The following is an 18,870-nucleotide window of genomic DNA, read 5'->3' on the forward strand; positions in this document are numbered from 1 at the left end:
GCGCATTATAGGGAGTTTTGTGAAGCTGGCAACACTTTTTTTTGATTTTTTTACCGACCGTTTAATTTTCCAACAAATTTAACTTAAAGCGCCAATTTTCTGAGCGTTTTAAAGCCAAAATCGGCTAAAACCGGTTTTAATAATTCACTATACTCATCTTCTTTAAGACAGTAAGCAAAACTAATTTCTTTTGAACCTCTGATTTTATCTTGATTTACAACTAACCACGCAGTTCTTCTTGCAATTGCACCACCAGAATCAATAATTCGAGTACCATCAGGCAAAACAGAAAGTAACTCTTCTTCTAATAGAGGAAAATGGGTACACCCTAATACTACCGTATCTGGTGGCTCTTTCATTTTAAGCCAAGGGGCTAAAATTCTACGTAGCTCATCGCATGACACCTTTTCGCCATGCAGTTTTTTTTCAGCCAACTCCACCAGCTCTGCTGAACCTAATAGATGCACTTTACACTCTGTCGCAAAGCGTTCGATAAGTTCATGAGTATAAGGTCGCTTAACCGTTGCTCTTGTGGCTAATAGACCGACCACACCATTACAGGTAAGTTTTGCTGCAGGTTTAATCGCAGGAACAACACCAACAATGGGGATATCAGTAAATTTAGCACGTAAAGCAGGCAGACTTACTGTACTTGCGGTATTACAAGCGATCACAATCGCTGCTAACTCATGCTGTTGCGCGACAGCACTGACGATACGAACGACACGCTCAATAATAAACTCTTGTGGTTTCTCACCATAAGGAAATGCTTCATTATCGAAAACATAGATATAGTGAGCATCCGGCAGTTTTTCACGGATCTCTCGATAAATAGATAAACCGCCAACCCCTGAGTCAAAGACTAAGACAGTGGGATTAGCGGTAGATTGTGCATCAGAAGTTGTAGCTTCCGGTGAGGAAATATTCACGTCCTGGCGTGCGATAGCCATAAGCTGTCTCATAATCTTTATCAAACAGGTTGGCTATTCTACCACGAATTGAGAGATGAGATGTAATAGGATATGACGCAGTTAAATCCCAAAGACTTACCCCACCTAGTTTTATTCTTTTCGTAGGATATTGGTTAAAGTCCGTATCATAGCGCTTTCCTATATATTGATAATTAATTCCAATATCTATATCTGCGATATTCCAATCTACTTGATACTTAAGCTGTTGCTTTGCTCTTCTGCTTAATAGATTATTATCACTATCTCTAGCATCAAGGTACTGCAATGTTAATTGATGATGTAATAATCCGGTATCCATCTCACCAACCCATTCAGCACCTTTTATTTTAGCTTTATTGTAATTAATGTAAGTGTTATCTCTAAAAGCAATCAGATTATCAATATCATTTTGATATAGAGATAAACGCCAATCAATCCCTTGAGTTAACCCTTCAACGCCCACTTCCCACTGCTTACTTTTCTCTGGTTTTAAGTTGGGATTACCTTTTGTGTTCCATGCAGGATTATCCGCATAAAGTTGCCCCAATGTAGGAGCCTTAAATGCCGTACCATAAGAAGCAATTACTCGATAGTTATCGACGAACTCCCAACTTGCACTGGTTTGCCATGTAGTATGCCAGTTAAATTCATCGTGGTGATCAGAACGAATAGCGCCTTCGACGATAACTGAACTAAGTTGTTTTTGAGATGTGAGATATAGCCCAGTATTATCAATTGTTCTTTGATGAGGTACTGATGCTGAATTCGCTTCAATCGTTTGTCTTTGCCAATCCATTCCTGCGCTGATCATGCCACTTGGAATTAAAAAGGTGTTCCCCCATTGGACATTATATTGTTTAGAATTATCTACAGAAGAGCCCTTACCATCACGGCCATTTGTTGAAATGTAGTTATAATCTTTAGTTTGACTATACACCGTAATTAATTGACTAAAATAGGAATCACCACTGAACTTAATACCCGCTTCATAATTACGATTATAAGTTTTACTTTGATCTGTATTACCGGGATAAGATGCAACATAAGTAGTACGATTATCATAACCATACCCTTTCATGTAGCCTTGAAAGTTATCATTAAAAATATGGTCGATACCAAACCAATAGGATTTACTCATAAATCCATGTCTGTCATGAAAAGGGGCGGCAACAGGGACAGAATCATCCGTTGCATGTATTCCCTTAGTATAAGTATATCCACCTGCCGCAGATAATGTGGTTCTCTCACCTACCTTTTGTTGTATTGAACCATTGTAATTTTGATATCCATGGCTTCCTATTCCTGCATTTAACGTTAAGCCATCATTTGGGCGTTTCGTTATAAAATTAATGACCCCACCAATCGCATCGGAGCCATAAACAGCCGAACGAGGGCCTCTTATATATTCAATACGTTGTACTAAAGAAAGAGGCAGTTGACTCATATCGTAAGAGCCAGAAATCCCTGCTTGGTTAGTACGTACACCATCAATTAATATTAATACATGTCTTGAGTCAGTTCCTCGCACAAAGACTGAACTCATCTGCCCTATACCACCACTTTGTGCTACATCAATCCCTGGCATTCTACGCAATACATCAAGCACACTATTGCTCTGCCAGCGATCGATCTGTTCACGATCAACAATAGTCACTGGCGCTAAAATAGAGGAGGTAGGTTGTTGAAAACGATTAGCAGTCACACTCAATGTATTATCAGCCTGTGCAAATAGGTTGAAACTGCTCGTCATAACACTTAAAGCAACACTTGAAAGAAAAAATACTTTTTTATTATTCATGAAATCTGCATCCAACAGAAATAAGTAGCAGGATGCCGCCAAAATTAAATAAAACGCGTACTTAATTTTACATGCGACAAATGTTCGGCAGGTCTTCGGACTCTAGGTTAAATACTCTGAGCATTTAAGATAATGACTTCCCACAGCACTGATTTTGGTGCATTGCAGTGTCTTTTATTATCCTTGATCCTATTACCGCTGCGCGTCAGTTCTGGCTTTGCACCAGATTCCCTTTTCACTCCATATCGGAGACCGAATCGCTATGCTACGATGCCAACTTCACTGAGTCCAGAAATTGAACATGAAGAATACTGGACATCTTCATGAGGATCTCTACAATTTCGCTCGCTTAACTTTATTACTGCCAAAAACAAGGCGAGATACCATGCAAAATTCATTACCAACGCAAACATACCAGTCTCAACTGAATGAAAAGACCGAACGCCTACAAAAGATGATGGCACCTTTTAATGCGCCTAATGTGGAAGTTTTTTCATCACCAGAACAACATTATCGTATGCGTGCAGAATTTCGCATCTGGCATGAGCAGGACGCTCTGTATCATATTATGTTTGATCAAGAGACTAAGCAGCGTATCCGCGTTGACCAATTTCCAGTGGCGAGCCAACTGATTAATCAGATGATGGTAGCTTTATTGGCAGAAATAAAAGATAAACCAACACTGCGCCATAAATTATTTCAAATTGATTATCTTTCAACCTTAAGCAATAAAATCATTGTATCGTTGTTATATCACAAAAAAATTGATGAGACTTGGCAACAAGAAGCGACAGCATTACGCCAAACATTAATTGCTCAGGGGTTTGATGTGCAATTAATTGGCCGTGCATATAAAACTAAAATTATGCTCGATAATGATTTTGTCGATGAAATATTACCTGTTGCTGGTCAACAGATGATCTATCGTCAAGTGGAAAATAGCTTTACCCAACCTAATGCACAGGTCAATATTAAGATGTTGGAATGGGCACTATCAGTCACTGAAAACTCAACCGGTGATCTGTTAGAGCTTTATTGCGGTAACGGCAATTTCTCTCTCGCCCTTGCACGTAATTTTAAGCGAGTGCTAGCCACTGAGATAGCGAAGCCTTCAGTGCATGCAGCGCAATATAATATCGCGATGAACCATATTGATAATGTTAAAATTATTCGTATGTCAGCGGAAGATTTTACTCAAGCAATGAATGGCGTAAGGGAATTTAAACGCTTAGAAGGGATTAATCTACAAGATTACCAATGTGAAACTATTTTTGTTGACCCACCACGCAGTGGTTTGGATGAGAAAACTGTTGAGTTGGTTAAGAATTACTCGCGCATTTTATATATCTCTTGTAATCCGCAGACTCTGTGCCAGAATTTAGAAACGCTGATCAAAACTCATAAAATCAGCAAGTTAGCACTTTTTGACCAATTCCCTTACACCCATCATATGGAATGTGGTGTGTTATTAGAGAAAAGATAACTTTTAGTTTTAGAAGTTATAGCAGAAATTACCACCAAAACCCCAATAAAAACAAAACACCAGTAAGTGCACTTACTGGTGTCAAAATCTCGCTGTGTTTACAACCAAAAGCTGATAACAATTAATATTGCTCTGCTTGCGATGCTTTCTCAGCGTCTTCTTCCTGTTCACGTAGACGTTTACGCTGTTTAATTTGACGATAAATCCATAGAGCAATAATCACAATACATACAGAAGAGAAGAAGTTAGAGCCCATTTCAGGGTTAGAGGTTTTTAAATATGCATTGTAACCAAATAGCCCTAATAAAAAGAATGAGAAAATTAACTTAGGCATACCATCAGTCATTGGTTGATTTAAATAACGTTGGTATAAGCAGTAAACAGCTAGAACTAAACTAATCAGTGGAAAAATAGACCAAGGTCCAGTAAGTGGGTTAAATAAAGTTGAGTAACTACCATGTAAAGCAACACCGATAACTACGGAAAGTAATAGTGTGCTTTTTTCACAGCGATTTTGTTCCATCATTTATCTCCTTTCTGATGCATTTTTTTCTTTATTTCGGGGTTATTTTGTAGAGGTGTTTCTAAATCACGTCGATACCAATAGTAAGCGCCTTTGGCAATCATCCGTAGTTGTATTACTAATCTTTCTTCTAATTGTTGGCGTTTTTCAATATCAATATCTAATGCTTCTGCCCCTGCACTAAATACGATAGTCACCATCGCTTCAGCCTGCATTTCAGTAAAATAACGTGGCATATTACTTTCTTGCTCAAGATAGTCTGCCAGTTCTGCAATAAAATGTTGGATCTCTCGTGCGACAGCGGCACGAAATTCAGCAGATGTGCCAGAGCGTTCACGTAACAATAATCGAAAAGCATTCGGATTATTACCAATAAATTCCATAAAGGTAGAAACCGATGTACGGATCACACTTCCACCTTTAGCAATACGCTGTCGTGCTTGTCGCATCAATTGACGTAGCATCAGTCCACTTTCATCGACCATAGTTAACCCCAACTCATCAACATCTTTAAAATGACGATAAAATGAGGTAGGTGCAATACCCGCTTCTCGCGCCACTTCTCGTAAGCTTAGGCTAGTAAAACTACGTTCTGCACTGAGTTGGCTAAAAGCTGCTTCAATCAAAGAACGGCGGGTTTTTTCTTTTTGTTTCGCTCTGATGCCAATATTATTACTCACAGCAATCCTGATAATCCAAATGTGGTTTATAACCAATATATCAAATTTTTACAGAAAATAAGTACGTACCGTTATCCATAACGACACATTCAGATAAAAAACTAAATAAAGTGTGACTAATGCCCCTAATGTCAATTGGGCTATTATTCATTCTAATGTTAATATGTCGTTGTCGTTTTGTATAAAACAGGTCTCTTCCTATGCAACATTCTCATTTCGATGCAATTGTAATCGGTTCAGGTCCTGGTGGTGAAGGCGCGGCCATGGGGCTGGTTAAACAAGGAAAACGCGTCGCCGTCATTGAACGTTATGATCAAGTCGGTGGTGGTTGTACTCACTGGGGAACTATCCCTTCAAAAGCTCTACGCCACGCGGTCAGTCGTATTATCGAGTTTAATCAAAACCCGCTCTATAGCGACCAATCTCGCCTGATCAACTCCTCTTTTTCTCAAATACTACGCCAAGCCAGCACGGTAATCAGTCAACAGACTAAAATGCGTCAAGGCTTCTACGAGCGTAATCATTGTACGATGTATTCAGGCGAAGCTGCTTTTATTGATGATCATAGAATTAGCGTACGTTATCCTGATGGTACTTGTGATATTCTCAGTGCAGATAATTTTATTATTGCCACAGGCTCTCGCCCTTATTGCCCACCGGATGTTGATTTCTCACACTCTCGTATTTATAACAGCGATACCATACTCGACCTTGAGCATGAACCTCGCCATGTCATTATTTATGGTGCTGGGGTCATTGGTTGTGAATACGCTTCTATTTTTAGAGGTCTAAGAGTAAAAGTTGATTTAATTAATACTCGTGATCATCTACTGTCATTCCTTGATCAAGAAATGTCAGATGCACTCTCTTACCATTTTTGGAATAACGGTATTGTTATTCGACACAATGAAGAGTACGACACCATCGAAGGCGTTGATGATGGCGTTATTGTTCATCTAAAATCCGGTAAGAAAGTCAAAGCCGATTGTCTGCTTTATGCTAATGGTAGAACGGGTAATACCGATACGCTTGGTTTAGAAAATGTTGGGATCAAAACCGATAGCCGTGGACAAGTGGCAGTTAATGCGCATTATCAAACCAGTTGTGAACATATCTATGCAGTAGGTGATGTGATTGGCTATCCAAGCTTAGCCTCTGCGGCTTATGATCAAGGGCGCATTGCGGCACTTGCGCTTACCACAGGCACCTCGGAAACGCATTTAATTGAAGATATTCCAACGGGTATCTATACCATTCCAGAAATCAGCTCTGTGGGTAAAACGGAACAGCAACTCACCGCAATGAAGATCCCCTATGAGGTCGGTCGTTCACAATTTAAGCATCTTGCTAGGGCCCAAATTGCAGGTATGAATGTCGGTAGCTTAAAAATTCTTTTTCACCGTGAAACCAAGCAAATTTTAGGTATTCACTGCTTTGGCGAGCGCGCTGCTGAAATAATTCATATCGGCCAAGCAATTATGGAGCAAAAAGGAGAAGGCAATACTATCGAATACTTCGTTAATACCACCTTCAACTACCCAACCATGGCGGAAGCCTATCGTGTTGCTGCTTTAAATGGTTTAAATCGCTTATTTTGATGCTGCTTTCTTAGCCTCATAAAATGCGGTCATATGATCACGGATTGTCTCTGCTAATTGTTCATAACGATTACGCAAAGGCGATCCGGGGCGATAAGCCAAAATAATAGAACGTGATGGATTAGGTGAAGTACAATCTAAATAGCAAACGCCATCGCGTTTTTGTGCTTGAGGTACCGCTAAATCAGGTAAAAGTGTAATACCACTTCCTGCAGCGACCATATTACGCAATGTTTCTAAACTAGTTGCTCTAAAATGGGTATCTTCTTTAGCCCCTGCTTGGAAACAAAAACCTAAAGCTTGATCACGTAAGCAATGCCCATCTTCTAACATTAATAAACGTTGGCCTGCTAAGTCCCCCATCGGCACTGATTTGCGATCATGCCATGGATGCTCATCATAAATAGCTAATTTCATCGGCTCTTCAAACAAAGGCACTTCTATAAAAGGGGCACTCTCTTTTACCATGGCTAAAATAGCACAGTCGAGTTTACCGCTATCTAACTGAGCTAATAAGCTATTGGTTTGTGCTTCGTGAAGATACATCTCTAACTTAGGGTAGTTTCTATGTAATTCGGGAATAATATGCGGTAATAAATAAGGTCCAACAGTAGGAATAAGCCCAATATGTAACGGCCCTGCCATACTCTCACCTTGTAGTGATGCCATTTCTTGTAGCACTTTCACTTCACGTAATACCGTTTTCGCTTGCTCTACTAGCAATAATCCCTGCTGGGTAAACAGTACTTTGCGACTGGTTCTTTCAAGTAACATAACGCCTAATTCGTCCTCAAGTTTACGAATTTGGCCACTTAATGTTGGCTGGCTCACATGGCAAGAATCTGCCGCACGGCGAAAATGTTTATGCTCAGCTAGAGCCACCAGATATTCCAAATCACGGATATTCATTGCAGATCCCATACTTATTACTGATAGTTAATAGCTATAGATAATATAACAACTGATAAATTTTTCTATCAATCGTGCGTTATTGTAACGTGATTTTTTCATCTTTTATCAATAAATGGTGATATATCAATTGATTAAACTATTATTATCGGTAAGCGTCCATAAAAAAGCAGGGCAGTTCATGAGCCACCCTGCTTTTTTTGAATAATCTGTCAGTTATACAATGGGATAAAACTACTCATCCATATTAAGCTGTTTTTTGGCCTCAGTAATGGCATAAGAAACCTGCTGTTGAGATACCCCACCTTTTGCTAATCGTTTATCTAAACAAGATTGCAATGAAAGGATCTCGTAAACTTCAACGGTAATTTTGCTACTAAACTTCTGTAATTCAGATAGCGCCAACTCTTCAAGCGCTTTACCTTGCTCAATTGCACTAACAACAACTTCACCGACAATATGGTGAGCTTGGCGAAATGGCACCCCTTTTGCGACTAAATAATCAGCAAGCTCTGTCGCATTGGCATAACCTTGTTTTGCGGCCTCTTCACAACGAGGGCGGCGAACCTGCAACCCATCAAGCACTAATGTTGCCATATGCAAACAATCAGACCAAGTATCAACGGCATCAAACAGCCCTTCTTTGTCTTCTTGCATATCTTTATTATAAGCAAGAGGCAACCCTTTTAGAGTCATCATCATTGCGGTTAATGCCCCTTGTACACGCCCGCACTTACCACGAATAAGTTCTAATGCATCAGGATTTTTCTTCTGTGGCATTAATGAAGAGCCAGAAGTGACTTTATCTGAAAGCTCAATAAAACCTGCTTCCCCACTATTAAAGAAAATCAAATCTTCAGCAAAACGAGAAAGATGCACCATACCAATAGCGGCCGCAGATAATAGCTCTAACACATGATCTCTATCTGATACGCTATCTAAACTATTGTTTGTTGCACTGGCAAAACCCAACCATTGAGCTAATTGTTCACGATCAATATCATAAGCGGTACCCGCCAAAGCGCCACTACCCAGTGGACTTACATCTAAACGCGTTAATGCATCCGCTAAACGACTCTCATCTCTTGCTAACATCTCTTTATAAGCTAAACACCAATGCGCAAAAGTGACGGGTTGAGCACGTTGTAAATGAGTATAACCGGGCATCACAGCATGTTGATTTTGCTCAGCGGTTACCACTAACGCCTTTTGTAATTCAATAATAGCCTGACGTAAGTGGGCGACTTCTTCTTTACACCACAATTTTAAATCTGTCGCGACCTGATCATTACGGCTACGTCCAGTGTGCAACTTCTTACCTAAATCACCCACTTTGGCAATCAGTTTACTCTCTACCCAACTATGAATATCTTCCGCATCACTTTGTAAAATAGAATGGGGATTAGCTGTTACTTCCTCAGACAGTTCATAAAGTGCCTGTTCAAGTTGAGCTTGTTCATCCTGCGATAAGACACCTACTGTGACTAACGCTTTAGACCAAGCTACTGAACCAAAGATATCTTGTTGTGCGAGTCGATAGTCAAACCGCAGTGAATCATTGAATTGTTTAAACCGTTGATCAGCTTGCTGACTAAAACGTCCACCCCAAAGTGCCATAATCACATCCTATTTTGTCTTTGTTAAAAGTCATGCTTGATAAAAATGTATAGAGTGATGCCTTTTGTCACATCACTCTTATTGGTCTCACCTTATTTCTTTTTACTTAATGCCCGAATACGTGATGGCAAAGAGTATAGGCGGATAAACCCTTCTGCATGGCTGTGATCATAGACTTCATCTTCACCAAAGGTGGCGAACTCTTCCGAGTAGAGGCTGTTGTCAGATTTTTTCTGAATAGCATTCACATGGCCTTTATAAAGCTCTAACACCACTTCGCCATTTACCTCTGTTGCCAGCGAGTCAGCAGCAGCTTGTAATGAAGCCCGAATTGGCGTAAACCAACGACCGTCATAAACAACATAAGACATCTCTAAACCCAACTGTTGACGCCATTTAAAAGCATCTCTATCCAAAACCAGTTGCTCAACACCACGCAGTGCCGCCATCATAATGGTGCCTCCTGGGGTTTCATAGCAACCGCGAGATTTCATACCGACCAGACGATTTTCCACAATATCAATACGACCAATACCGTGTTTTACACCTAGCGTATTTAATGTAGCTAAACACTCATAAGGGGATTGAGCTTTGCCATTGATAGCAACCACTTCACCTGCTTTTACCGTTACAGAAACCTGTTCAGGTGTATCAGGGGCTTTTTTCGGATCTACCGTCCATGCCCAGCAATCTTCATTAGAGGCATTCCATGGACTTTCTAACACTCCGCCTTCTGTTGAGATATGCCATGCGTTTTCATCACGACTATAAATTTTCTCAAGTGTCGCCGTGGTTGGAATATGACGAACTTTTAGATAATCCAGTAGGGCTTCACGGGAGCGCAAGTCCCACTCTCTCCAAGGTGCAACCACTTTAAGTTGCGGTGCCAGTGCGGTATAAGTACTTTCAAAACGAACTTGGTCATTACCTTTACCTGTTGCGCCATGCGCCAAGGCATCAGCCCCGAGTTTTAATGCCAATTCAACTTGTGCTTTCGCAATCACAGGGCGTGCCATTGAAGTGCCTAACAAATAGCTCCCTTCATATAATGCCCCTGTTTTTAATACTGGATACACATAGTCTTTAATAAACTCTTCTCGTAAATCAACCACATAGCATTCACTGGCCCCTGACGCCAATGCTTTTTGCTCTACACCTTCCAGATCTTCACGGCTTTGTCCCACATCAGCAACAAACGCAACCACCTCGCAATTGTCATAATGCTCTTTTAACCAAGGGATGATAGCCGATGTGTCTAGACCACCTGAATATGCCAGTACAATTTTTTTAATACCTTTTGTCATAGTGATAACCTTTATTCTCAATTGTGTTTATTGCGCCAATATACAAAGCGTTATGTGGCTGTGTTTAAGCTAAAATACGTGTCCCGATCGCCATACCATTAAATAAATCAGTCAGTTTTTCCGCGTGACGCCAACTGGCTATTTCAACAGGACGTCTAAGCGTTTTTGCCGCTTCTAACGCAGCATTAACTTTAACAATCATGCCGTCGGTGATAATGCCTTGGTCGATTAATGCTTGCGCTTTTGTGGCAGATATTTCTGTGAGTTTTTGTCCTTTACCATCCAAAATGCCACTTACATCTGAGAGCAACACCAAATCTGCTCCTAAGGTTTCAGCAATCGCTGTTGCCGCTTGGTCAGCATTAACATTCATCAGTTCACCTTGGATGCTCACACCTATAGAACTAATAATCGGGAGATACCCTGCATTCAGTAATAGATTTAATAACTCAGGAGAGCCAGGTTCAGCATTTCCCACATGACCTAGCTCATCACTAATTTTTGTTACTTTGGCTAATTGACCATCGCCCAAACAAAGTCCGACACCATTTAAACCAAAGCGTGTGGCCCATGACAGCAATGTTTTATTGGCACTTCCTGCCAACGCGCCAGTAATAATGTCAATTTGATCGGCGGGGGTAACTCGTAGGCCTTGTTTTTTAACAACGGGCAATTGCAGCTTTTTCATCAGAGAATCAACCAAACAGCCACCACCATGAACAATCACTAATGGACGGCTATGACTAGTGCGATATTCTTGTAGTGCTGTAAAAAAACGTGTTAACGCTTTTTCGTTATCTAGCAGTACACCGCCTAGTTTGATAATTAATGGTTCCATAAAACGTCCCTACTCATTATTTAGATAAGTGTTTCGGTTGGTGCAAAACCGAACCGAATGTTCATACATTGCACCGCTTGTGCTGCGGCCCCTTTTAATAAGTTATCTTCCGCACCGACAATAATTAAATGCTCACCTTGTTGTGCTAACCCGATATCACAAAAGGCGGTACCGACAACGGCTTTTAATGCAGGTAGACCTTTGTCATACATACGCACCAACGGTTGGTCTTGATACGCTGTTTCAAATGCCTGCCTTACCTCATTTTCTGTGACACCTTGTTTTAACTTACAGGTGATAGTGGCTAAGATCCCCCTAGCAAAATTACCAAGATGAGGAGTAAAAATGACATCAATGCCAAGGTGAGTAGCAATTTCCGGTTGGTGACGATGCGTAAAAACACCGTAAGGTTGTAAACTCACTTCACAAAAGCTGTTTGTTAAAGACGCTTTTCTGCCTGCGCCACTTACACCGCTGGTGGCATTGATAACAGGCCAGTGAGTGCTGTCTAATAATCCCGCTTCAACTAATGGCTTTAACGACAGCTGAGAAACGGTGGGATAACAACCCGGCACAGCAATAAGTTGAGCCTGACTAATCTGATCAGCGTTCCATTCGGCAAGACCATAAACCGCCTGTGATAACCAATCAGTATTCTTATGCTCGAATCCATAGTATTGTTGATAGAAATGCTTATTTTGTACTCGGTAGGCGCCAGATAAATCGAACACCACACACCCCTGAGCGAGAAAAATAGGAGCAATGTCATGACTGACTTCATGTGCGGTGGCTAAAAAAACGATATCGATATTTTTAGCGGCATTAGCAACATCGACCATAGGCTCAAGTGGCAAATCAACTAAGCCACGATATTGTGGGTAAAGCTCAGAAAAGCACTTCCCTGCATCTACACTTTGAGCGGATACCATCAGTCTGCTCAAATTTACATGGGGATGCTGCTGAAGATAGGCTGCTAATTCAGCACCGGTGTAACCACTTGCTCCTACAATCAGAGTATTTAACATGTCATTCTTACCTTGTACTATGAACACAAACCGATTAATGTATTTTTATTCAAAAAAAGTGCATGAATATTGATACTATTATGAAGAAAGGCTGTCAACAGTGAATATTAAATTACCTACATTTATTGAGCTTTATCGACAATTAATTGCAACACCCTCAATTAGTGCAACAGATGCTAAGACAGACCAAAGTAACGAGGCACTGATTAATCTGTTGGCTAATTGGTTGGAAACACTCGGTTTTTCAATTGAAATACAACCAGTACCTGAAACCAGAGGGAAATTTAACCTACTTGCTACCCTTGGCAGTGGAACCGGCGGGTTATTACTCTGTGGACATACGGATACGGTGCCATTTGATGAAGGGCGTTGGACTCAAGATCCCTTTACCCTAACGGAAAAAGAAGGCAAGTTATATGGTTTAGGTACGGCAGATATGAAAGGCTTTTTTGCCTTTATTATTGATGCATTGCGAGATATAGATACCTCTCAACTCACACATCCTCTGTATATTCTTGCTACAGCAGATGAAGAAACGTCGATGGCTGGTGCACGTTATTTTGCCGCTAATACCGCTATTCGTCCTGATTTTGCTATTATTGGCGAACCCACCTCATTACAACCAATACGTGCTCACAAAGGGCATTTATCTAATGCTATCCGTATTACTGGGCAATCCGGTCACTCTAGTGATCCGGAAAAAGGTGTCAACGCTATTGAGTTAATGCATGAATCTATCACCCATCTCAGTACACTGCGCGATAGATTAAAAACCCGTTATAACAATCCGGCGTTTGTTATTCCCTATCCCACCATGAACTTTGGTTATATTAACGGTGGTGATGCTGCTAATAGAATTTGTGCTTGCTGTGAATTACATATGGATATTCGCCCATTACCGGGATTAACGCTGCAAGATCTTGATGATCTGCTGCACGAAACATTAGCCCCGGTAAAAGCGCGCTGGCCGGGACGTTTAAGTGTCGAAGCATTGCACGAGCCTATTCCCGGCTACGAGTGTCCGACCGATCATAAAATGGTTGCCGTGATTGAAAAACTACTGGGTGAGAAAGCGCAAACTGTTAATTACTGTACCGAAGCACCTTTTATTCAAGCGCTATGCCCTACGCTAGTGCTTGGTCCGGGCTCCATTGAACAAGCCCACCAGCCTGATGAGTTTATTGATATGGCTTTTATTGAGCCAACTCGTGAATTAATGGAGCAATTAATTGAAAACTTTTGTTTAGCAGAGAAAGCGAAATAATAAAAAATCCTATCGACTTATGTTGAAATGCAAGTTGCAGGTAGGCGATTAGCCCCTGCAACTCGCAATATAACGATTATGCGTTTAATGATTAGCGCAACCAGTTGGTTTTCGCTAATTGCACTATTTCATCGCCACGACCATTAATAATCGCTTTCATCATATACAAGCTAAAACCTTTGGCCTGCTCAAATTTAATTTCCGGAGGCATGGAAAGCTCTTGTTTTGCGGTTACCACATCCACAATAACAGGGCCATCATGTTCAAAGGCTGTTTTTAATGCTTCATCAAGATCTTCGCCTTTCTCAACGCGAATACCTTTAATTCCCGCCGCATTGGCAATAGCGGCAAAATCAGGATTATGTAAATCGGTGCCATCAGTCAAATAGCCCCCCGCTTTCATTTCCATCGCCACAAAACCTAATACGCTGTTATTAAAAATCACCACTTTCACCGGTAAGTTCATTTGAGCCAATGAGATGAAATCACCCATTAACATGGTAAAACCACCGTCACCGCACATCGCCACAACTTGACGTTTTCTGTCCAGTGCTTGAATACCAATAGCTTGCGCCATCGCATTCGCCATTGAGCCATGGTTAAATGAACCAATTAAACGACGTTTACCATTCATTTTCACGTAACGTGCTGCCCAAACTGTTGGCGTGCCAACATCACAGGTAAATACCGCATCATCGTTGGCTAATTCACTTAATCGACGTGCTAAATACTGAGGGTGGATCAACTCACGCTCACTAGGTTGAGCCAATGCATCTAAATCTTTGCGTGCTTTAGCATAATGTTTTAACGAGGCATCAAGATGTGCGGTATCTGTTTTCTCTTTTAATCGCGGTTGTAATGCATTAAGGGTTGCTTTGACATCTCCAACAAAAGCCATATCCACATGGCAATGTGAGCCAATACTACTTGGATTAAGGTCAATTTGAATAATATTAGCTTTGGCAGGATAGAAAGCGCGATAAGGGAATTGAGTACCTAACAGCACTAAAGTATCGGCATTCTCCATTGCGTGATAACCCGATGAAAAACCGATAAGACCCGTCATTCCCACGCTACATGGATTATTCCACTCAAGATACTCTTTCCCACGTAGTGCATGCACAACAGGGGCTTTTAAGGTTTGTGCTAGTTTCACCACTTCATCATGTGCTTGAGCACAACCGGCACCACACATTAAGGTGATATTTTTAGCGTTATTCAGTGCCTCAGACAGTTTTTCGATTTCAAAACGATTCGGCATAATCAGTGGTGATTGTAGTGGATACCAATTTTCATGGGCATCTTCTGGAGCGGGTTTTAACGCTACATCACCGGGTAATACCACCACCGCAACACCCTTTTTCAAAATAGCGGTGCGCATAGCGATAGCCAGAATTTGTGGGATCTGATCGGGATTAGAGACTAATTCACAATAGTGACTACATTCACGAAATAACTCTTGAGGATGAGTTTCTTGAAAGTAATTACTACCAATTTCAGCAGAGGGAATATGAGCGGCAATCGCTAACACGGGAACATGATTACGATGACAATCAAAAAGTCCATTAATTAAGTGTAAGTTACCTGGTCCACAGGAGCCGGCACAAACGGCTAATTCACCATTGATAGCCGCTTCTGCTCCGGCGGCAAAAGCCGCGACTTCTTCATGGCGTGTGCCCATCCATTCAATGGTACCCATTTTGCGCAAGCTATCACTTAATCCATTCAATGAATCGCCCGTCACCCCCCAAATACGTTTCACACCTGCATTATGGAGCACTTTAGCAATATAGGTTGCAACTGTTTGCTTACTCATGTGACGCATTTCCTTTTTATTTTAGTGGGTAATCTCTCTACATGCTGCCCCAGATATAACAACCGACTCTTTTACCACATCATATAGAGAATACCGTGTTATTAAATCAAATATTAAGAATAACATCTCTTGATTGATTGTCACGGTAGATAGGTCAATTAATAAAGGAAATTAACTATAAAAAATAATACTATTGATAAACGCACTTATCGCTTTTATGACTCATTTCGCATTAAATAAGAATCTATCTCATTTATATTGTATTAAAATCATCAAGTGCTAGACAAAATAAACTTATAGGATTATTTTAATAATTAAACTAATTTTTAATTGCTCTTTTTCTACTATCATTTTATTTAACAATATAGCTGACACATTTCAGCCTTACTCTCTGTCTTTCCTCAATAATTTCAGTTAACTCAAATTGTTAATAAATTTATTACTATTATTTTATTTCATGTCCCATGAAAAAGAGGTATGAAGTAAACATGACATTGGTCACGCTACCTTTTGCTTTTTGTCCTCTAGAATAAAGCCTGTTTATTTTTCTACGGAGATTAACGGATGGACAAAAGTAGAAGTCCGATAAAGGTTTTCTTTATTAGTATTCTGGCAGTCCTTTTCTTAATTTTTATTTCACAATATGTGATTGGTAAAAAAGAAATTAAGATTGGTATTGCAGTCATTCCTATTCTACCAATGTTATTTGCAGTTATTATTGGTATGTTTATGTCGGCTGGATTTACCCGCAAAAAAATTAAAGTTTGGGGTAAATTATTTACAGAAAAAGAAGAAGGCTTCTGCGGTAAAATGGTAGGTTTCAGCCTACTTATTTTAGGTACGCAATATGCTGGCATGATCGTCCCAAATATAAAAATGATTTTAAGTGTCGGTATTCCTTTATTTGTTCAAGAGCTAGGAAACTTATTACCAGTATTAATTGCCGTACCATTAGCCATTAAATTTGGTTTTGGTCGCCGTGCAATTGGTGCATGTTCATCTATTAGTCGAGAACCTTCTATCGCCGTTATTCAAGGTAGATTTGGGACTGGCTCACAAGAATATATTGGTGTATTAGCTATTTACTTATGTGGTTCTGTTATCGGGACTTTATGGTTTAGCGTATTAGGTAGTCTTGCACCATTAACAGGCTTACACCCACTTGCTCTAGCAGCAGGCTCCGGCGTAGGTTCAGGTTCAATGTTAAGTGCTGCATCAGGGGCATTAATTAACGGTTTAGACGAAGCTTTAGCACAACAAGTATTAAGTGTTGCGGCTGCATCTAACTTATTATCTTCTGCACTTGGCGCACTCTCATTAACCTATTTAGGTTTACCTCTTTCAGAAAAAATTTATAAAGTTTTCACCAGAGGCAAAACTGCATGAAAAATATAATTATAGATATGAAATTAGTATTCGTTGCTATTTTACTGGCAATGTTTACTCAAACGTTAACATCAGGGATTGCTATTTATGCAATGTGGGATAGCTTTATTGCTATGTCTGTAGTGGTTTTTATTTCACTCGTTGCTAAACAATATTTACCTTCATCTCTACCAACATTTGCTTATGCAACTATTATCGGGATACTTATTTGTTTACCTGAAACACCTGTAAGAGAGTTTTTTATTAGTTCTATTGGTAAAGTCTCTTTCTTATCTTGTTGTGTACCTTTATTAGCATTTGCTGGTTTATCCGTTGGTGGCCAATTAGAAGAACTGAAGAAAATGTCATGGAAAGTGATCCTTATTTTCATGATTGTTTCTACCTGCTGTTTCTTCGGCGCATCAATCGTCGCACAAATTGGATTTACTATCCAGGGAGTTATCTAATGAATAATATTTATAATGTCAGCGAAAAACTCTTTCAATTAAATGACTTTAGTAAAAAAACACGACAAGATCTGCACAAAATTCCTGAGTTATCAGGTGAAGAATATAAAACATCAAAGTATTGCCGTGAATTGATGGAAAGCTTTGGCTATCAAATTAAAACCTTTGATGGCTATACTGGATTTACTGCCGATTTAATTGTTAATGCTGATTTTCCACTAATTGCCATCCGTGCAGATATGGATGGATTAGAAATGCCAGACTTAACGAACAACGAACACAGCTCTATCCATCAAGGTTGTGCACATAATTGTGGTCACGATACTCATATGACCATTGCATTAACGGCCGCTAAATACCTTGCTGAAAACCAAGCAGAAATGAGCGCTAATGTGCGTTTTATTTTCCAAATGGCAGAAGAGGATATGCGTGTTCCTGGTGCTGACAAAATGGTTGAGTTAGGTTGCATGGAAGGCGTTGATGAAACTTACGCACTACATAATGATGCAGCTATCGAAACCGGTTGTGTACGTTTTAATGATGGTGTCATGTCATCTTACGGCTCAGCATGGACATTAGATGTTTATGGTGTTTCTGCGCACGGATCTACACCGCATAAAGGTTTAGATGCTATTCGTGAAGCAACTCGCTTAATTGATTATATGGATTATGTGGTTGCCAAAAAAACTGATCCCTTTAGCCCTGCGGTATTTGGTTGCGGCATGATCAATGGCGGTACTATTCCTAATGCGTTAGCAGATCACGTTCAAGCCCGTGGTACTATCCGCTCTATGGATGAAAATACCGACAAAGTATTAAAAGAAAGTTTTAATGAAATCGTAGCACGCAGTACAGCGGGTGGATTTAAAACAACATTAACAGCGACAGGCTACCCTGCTGTTATTAACCATCCTACGGCTTATCAGCGTTTACTAGAAGCCACTCGCCAATTTTTACCAGAAGAGAATATCGAATCTAACGGTAAACCAATGACGGGTAGTGAAGACTTTAGCTATATGGTGAATGCCACTAAAGGTAAAGTTGGCGCAATGTTCTTTTTAGGCAGTGGTAATCAAGCTAAAGGTATCAATAACTACCTTCATGCTAATCCTTATTTTGTTGATGATGATTGCTTATTAGTGGGTGCACAGATTTTTGTTAATCTGCTAACTCGCAAATAATTACTTATTCTGCCCTAAGCCCGTTTTTTGCCCCCGCAAAAACGGGCTTTTT

General features: G+C 40.2%; 16 protein-coding genes and 1 riboswitch. Of the genes, 6 read left to right on the forward strand and 10 right to left on the reverse strand.

The features are described from left to right. Window positions 1–83: 83 nt before the first annotated feature. Window positions 84–950 carry a glutamate racemase gene (murI, locus tag HMPREF0693_RS15010; protein WP_004246377.1) on the reverse strand — a complete coding sequence of 289 codons (867 nt, stop codon included), beginning with the start codon at window positions 948–950 and terminating at the stop codon, window positions 84–86. Continuing rightward, window positions 895–2,748 carry a TonB-dependent vitamin B12 receptor BtuB gene (gene btuB, locus HMPREF0693_RS15015; protein ID WP_004246380.1) on the reverse strand — a complete coding sequence of 618 codons (1,854 nt, stop codon included), beginning with the start codon at window positions 2,746–2,748 and terminating at the stop codon, window positions 895–897. The genes murI and btuB overlap by 56 nt, the downstream gene beginning before the upstream one ends. Window positions 2,749–2,817: 69 nt before the next feature. Next, window positions 2,818–3,020: riboswitch (cobalamin riboswitch) on the reverse strand. 113 nt (window positions 3,021–3,133) lie between these two features. On the opposite strand from btuB, the gene trmA reads away from it, so the two are divergent. Beyond that, window positions 3,134–4,231: a tRNA (uridine(54)-C5)-methyltransferase TrmA gene (gene trmA / locus HMPREF0693_RS15020; protein WP_036932481.1), complete on the forward strand. Its 1,098-nt coding sequence runs from the start codon at window positions 3,134–3,136 to the stop codon at window positions 4,229–4,231. Window positions 4,232–4,352: 121 nt separating this feature from the next. Here the strand turns inward: trmA and HMPREF0693_RS15025 are convergent, their stop codons facing one another. Both HMPREF0693_RS15025 and fabR read right to left on the reverse strand, forming a co-directional pair. Beyond that, on the reverse strand, window positions 4,353–4,754 hold the full coding sequence (locus tag HMPREF0693_RS15025; RefSeq protein WP_004249699.1) for a YijD family membrane protein: 402 nt from the start codon (window positions 4,752–4,754) through the stop codon (window positions 4,353–4,355). Continuing rightward, the gene (gene fabR, locus HMPREF0693_RS15030; protein WP_004246383.1) at window positions 4,754–5,434 is read right to left on the reverse strand and encodes an HTH-type transcriptional repressor FabR; all 681 of its coding nucleotides are present in this window, start codon (window positions 5,432–5,434) and stop codon (window positions 4,754–4,756) included. Before fabR ends, HMPREF0693_RS15025 begins: the two co-directional genes overlap by 1 nt. 200 nt (window positions 5,435–5,634) lie before the next feature. Here fabR and sthA point away from each other — a divergent pair, with 200 nt between their 5' ends. After that, on the forward strand, window positions 5,635–7,032 hold the full coding sequence (sthA, locus tag HMPREF0693_RS15035) for a Si-specific NAD(P)(+) transhydrogenase (RefSeq protein ID WP_004246384.1): 1,398 nt from the start codon (window positions 5,635–5,637) through the stop codon (window positions 7,030–7,032). Here sthA and oxyR read toward each other — a convergent pair. The 5 genes from oxyR to argC all read right to left on the reverse strand — a co-directional run bounded on the left by oxyR (window position 7,024) and on the right by argC (window position 12,725). Further along, window positions 7,024–7,941 carry a DNA-binding transcriptional regulator OxyR gene (oxyR, locus tag HMPREF0693_RS15040; RefSeq protein WP_004249700.1) on the reverse strand — a complete coding sequence of 306 codons (918 nt, stop codon included), beginning with the start codon at window positions 7,939–7,941 and terminating at the stop codon, window positions 7,024–7,026. The genes sthA and oxyR overlap by 9 nt on opposite strands. A 234-nt stretch (window positions 7,942–8,175) precedes the next feature. Next, window positions 8,176–9,558, reverse strand: coding sequence for an argininosuccinate lyase (gene argH / locus HMPREF0693_RS15045; protein WP_004246386.1), 1,383 nt, complete (start codon window positions 9,556–9,558; stop codon window positions 8,176–8,178). 92 nt (window positions 9,559–9,650) lie between these two features. Further along, window positions 9,651–10,862, reverse strand: coding sequence for an argininosuccinate synthase (locus HMPREF0693_RS15050; RefSeq protein ID WP_004246387.1), 1,212 nt, complete (start codon window positions 10,860–10,862; stop codon window positions 9,651–9,653). Between the two features lie 64 nt (window positions 10,863–10,926). Continuing rightward, a complete protein-coding gene (argB, locus tag HMPREF0693_RS15055; protein WP_004246388.1) occupies window positions 10,927–11,700 on the reverse strand; it encodes an acetylglutamate kinase in 774 nt (257 codons plus the stop codon). A 20-nt stretch (window positions 11,701–11,720) separates the two neighbouring features. Next, complete coding sequence (gene argC / locus HMPREF0693_RS15060) at window positions 11,721–12,725, reverse strand: N-acetyl-gamma-glutamyl-phosphate reductase (protein ID WP_017827021.1); 1,005 nt, start codon at window positions 12,723–12,725, stop codon at window positions 11,721–11,723. A 100-nt stretch (window positions 12,726–12,825) separates the two neighbouring features. On the opposite strand from argC, the gene argE reads away from it, so the two are divergent. Then, window positions 12,826–13,989 carry an acetylornithine deacetylase gene (gene argE / locus HMPREF0693_RS15065; protein WP_004246390.1) on the forward strand — a complete coding sequence of 388 codons (1,164 nt, stop codon included), beginning with the start codon at window positions 12,826–12,828 and terminating at the stop codon, window positions 13,987–13,989. Between the two features lie 91 nt (window positions 13,990–14,080). Here the strand turns inward: argE and poxB are convergent, their stop codons facing one another. After that, window positions 14,081–15,805 carry a ubiquinone-dependent pyruvate dehydrogenase gene (poxB, locus tag HMPREF0693_RS15070; protein ID WP_004246391.1) on the reverse strand — a complete coding sequence of 575 codons (1,725 nt, stop codon included), beginning with the start codon at window positions 15,803–15,805 and terminating at the stop codon, window positions 14,081–14,083. A 564-nt stretch (window positions 15,806–16,369) separates the two neighbouring features. On the opposite strand from poxB, the gene HMPREF0693_RS15075 reads away from it, so the two are divergent. The 3 genes from HMPREF0693_RS15075 to HMPREF0693_RS15085 are packed head-to-tail and all read left to right on the forward strand — an operon-like array spanning window position 16,370 to window position 18,818. After that, window positions 16,370–17,191 carry a DUF3100 domain-containing protein gene (locus tag HMPREF0693_RS15075; RefSeq protein WP_004246392.1) on the forward strand — a complete coding sequence of 274 codons (822 nt, stop codon included), beginning with the start codon at window positions 16,370–16,372 and terminating at the stop codon, window positions 17,189–17,191. Next, complete coding sequence (locus HMPREF0693_RS15080) at window positions 17,188–17,637, forward strand: hypothetical protein (RefSeq protein ID WP_004246394.1); 450 nt, start codon at window positions 17,188–17,190, stop codon at window positions 17,635–17,637. Before HMPREF0693_RS15075 ends, HMPREF0693_RS15080 begins: the two co-directional genes overlap by 4 nt. Beyond that, entirely contained in the window at window positions 17,637–18,818 is a 1,182-nt protein-coding gene (locus HMPREF0693_RS15085; RefSeq protein ID WP_004246396.1) for a M20 metallopeptidase family protein, read from the forward strand. The genes HMPREF0693_RS15080 and HMPREF0693_RS15085 overlap by 1 nt, the downstream gene beginning before the upstream one ends. Window positions 18,819–18,870 lie beyond the last annotated feature (52 nt).

It is taken from the genome of Proteus mirabilis ATCC 29906, assembly GCF_000160755.1.
Lineage (GTDB): Bacteria > Pseudomonadota > Gammaproteobacteria > Enterobacterales > Enterobacteriaceae > Proteus > Proteus mirabilis.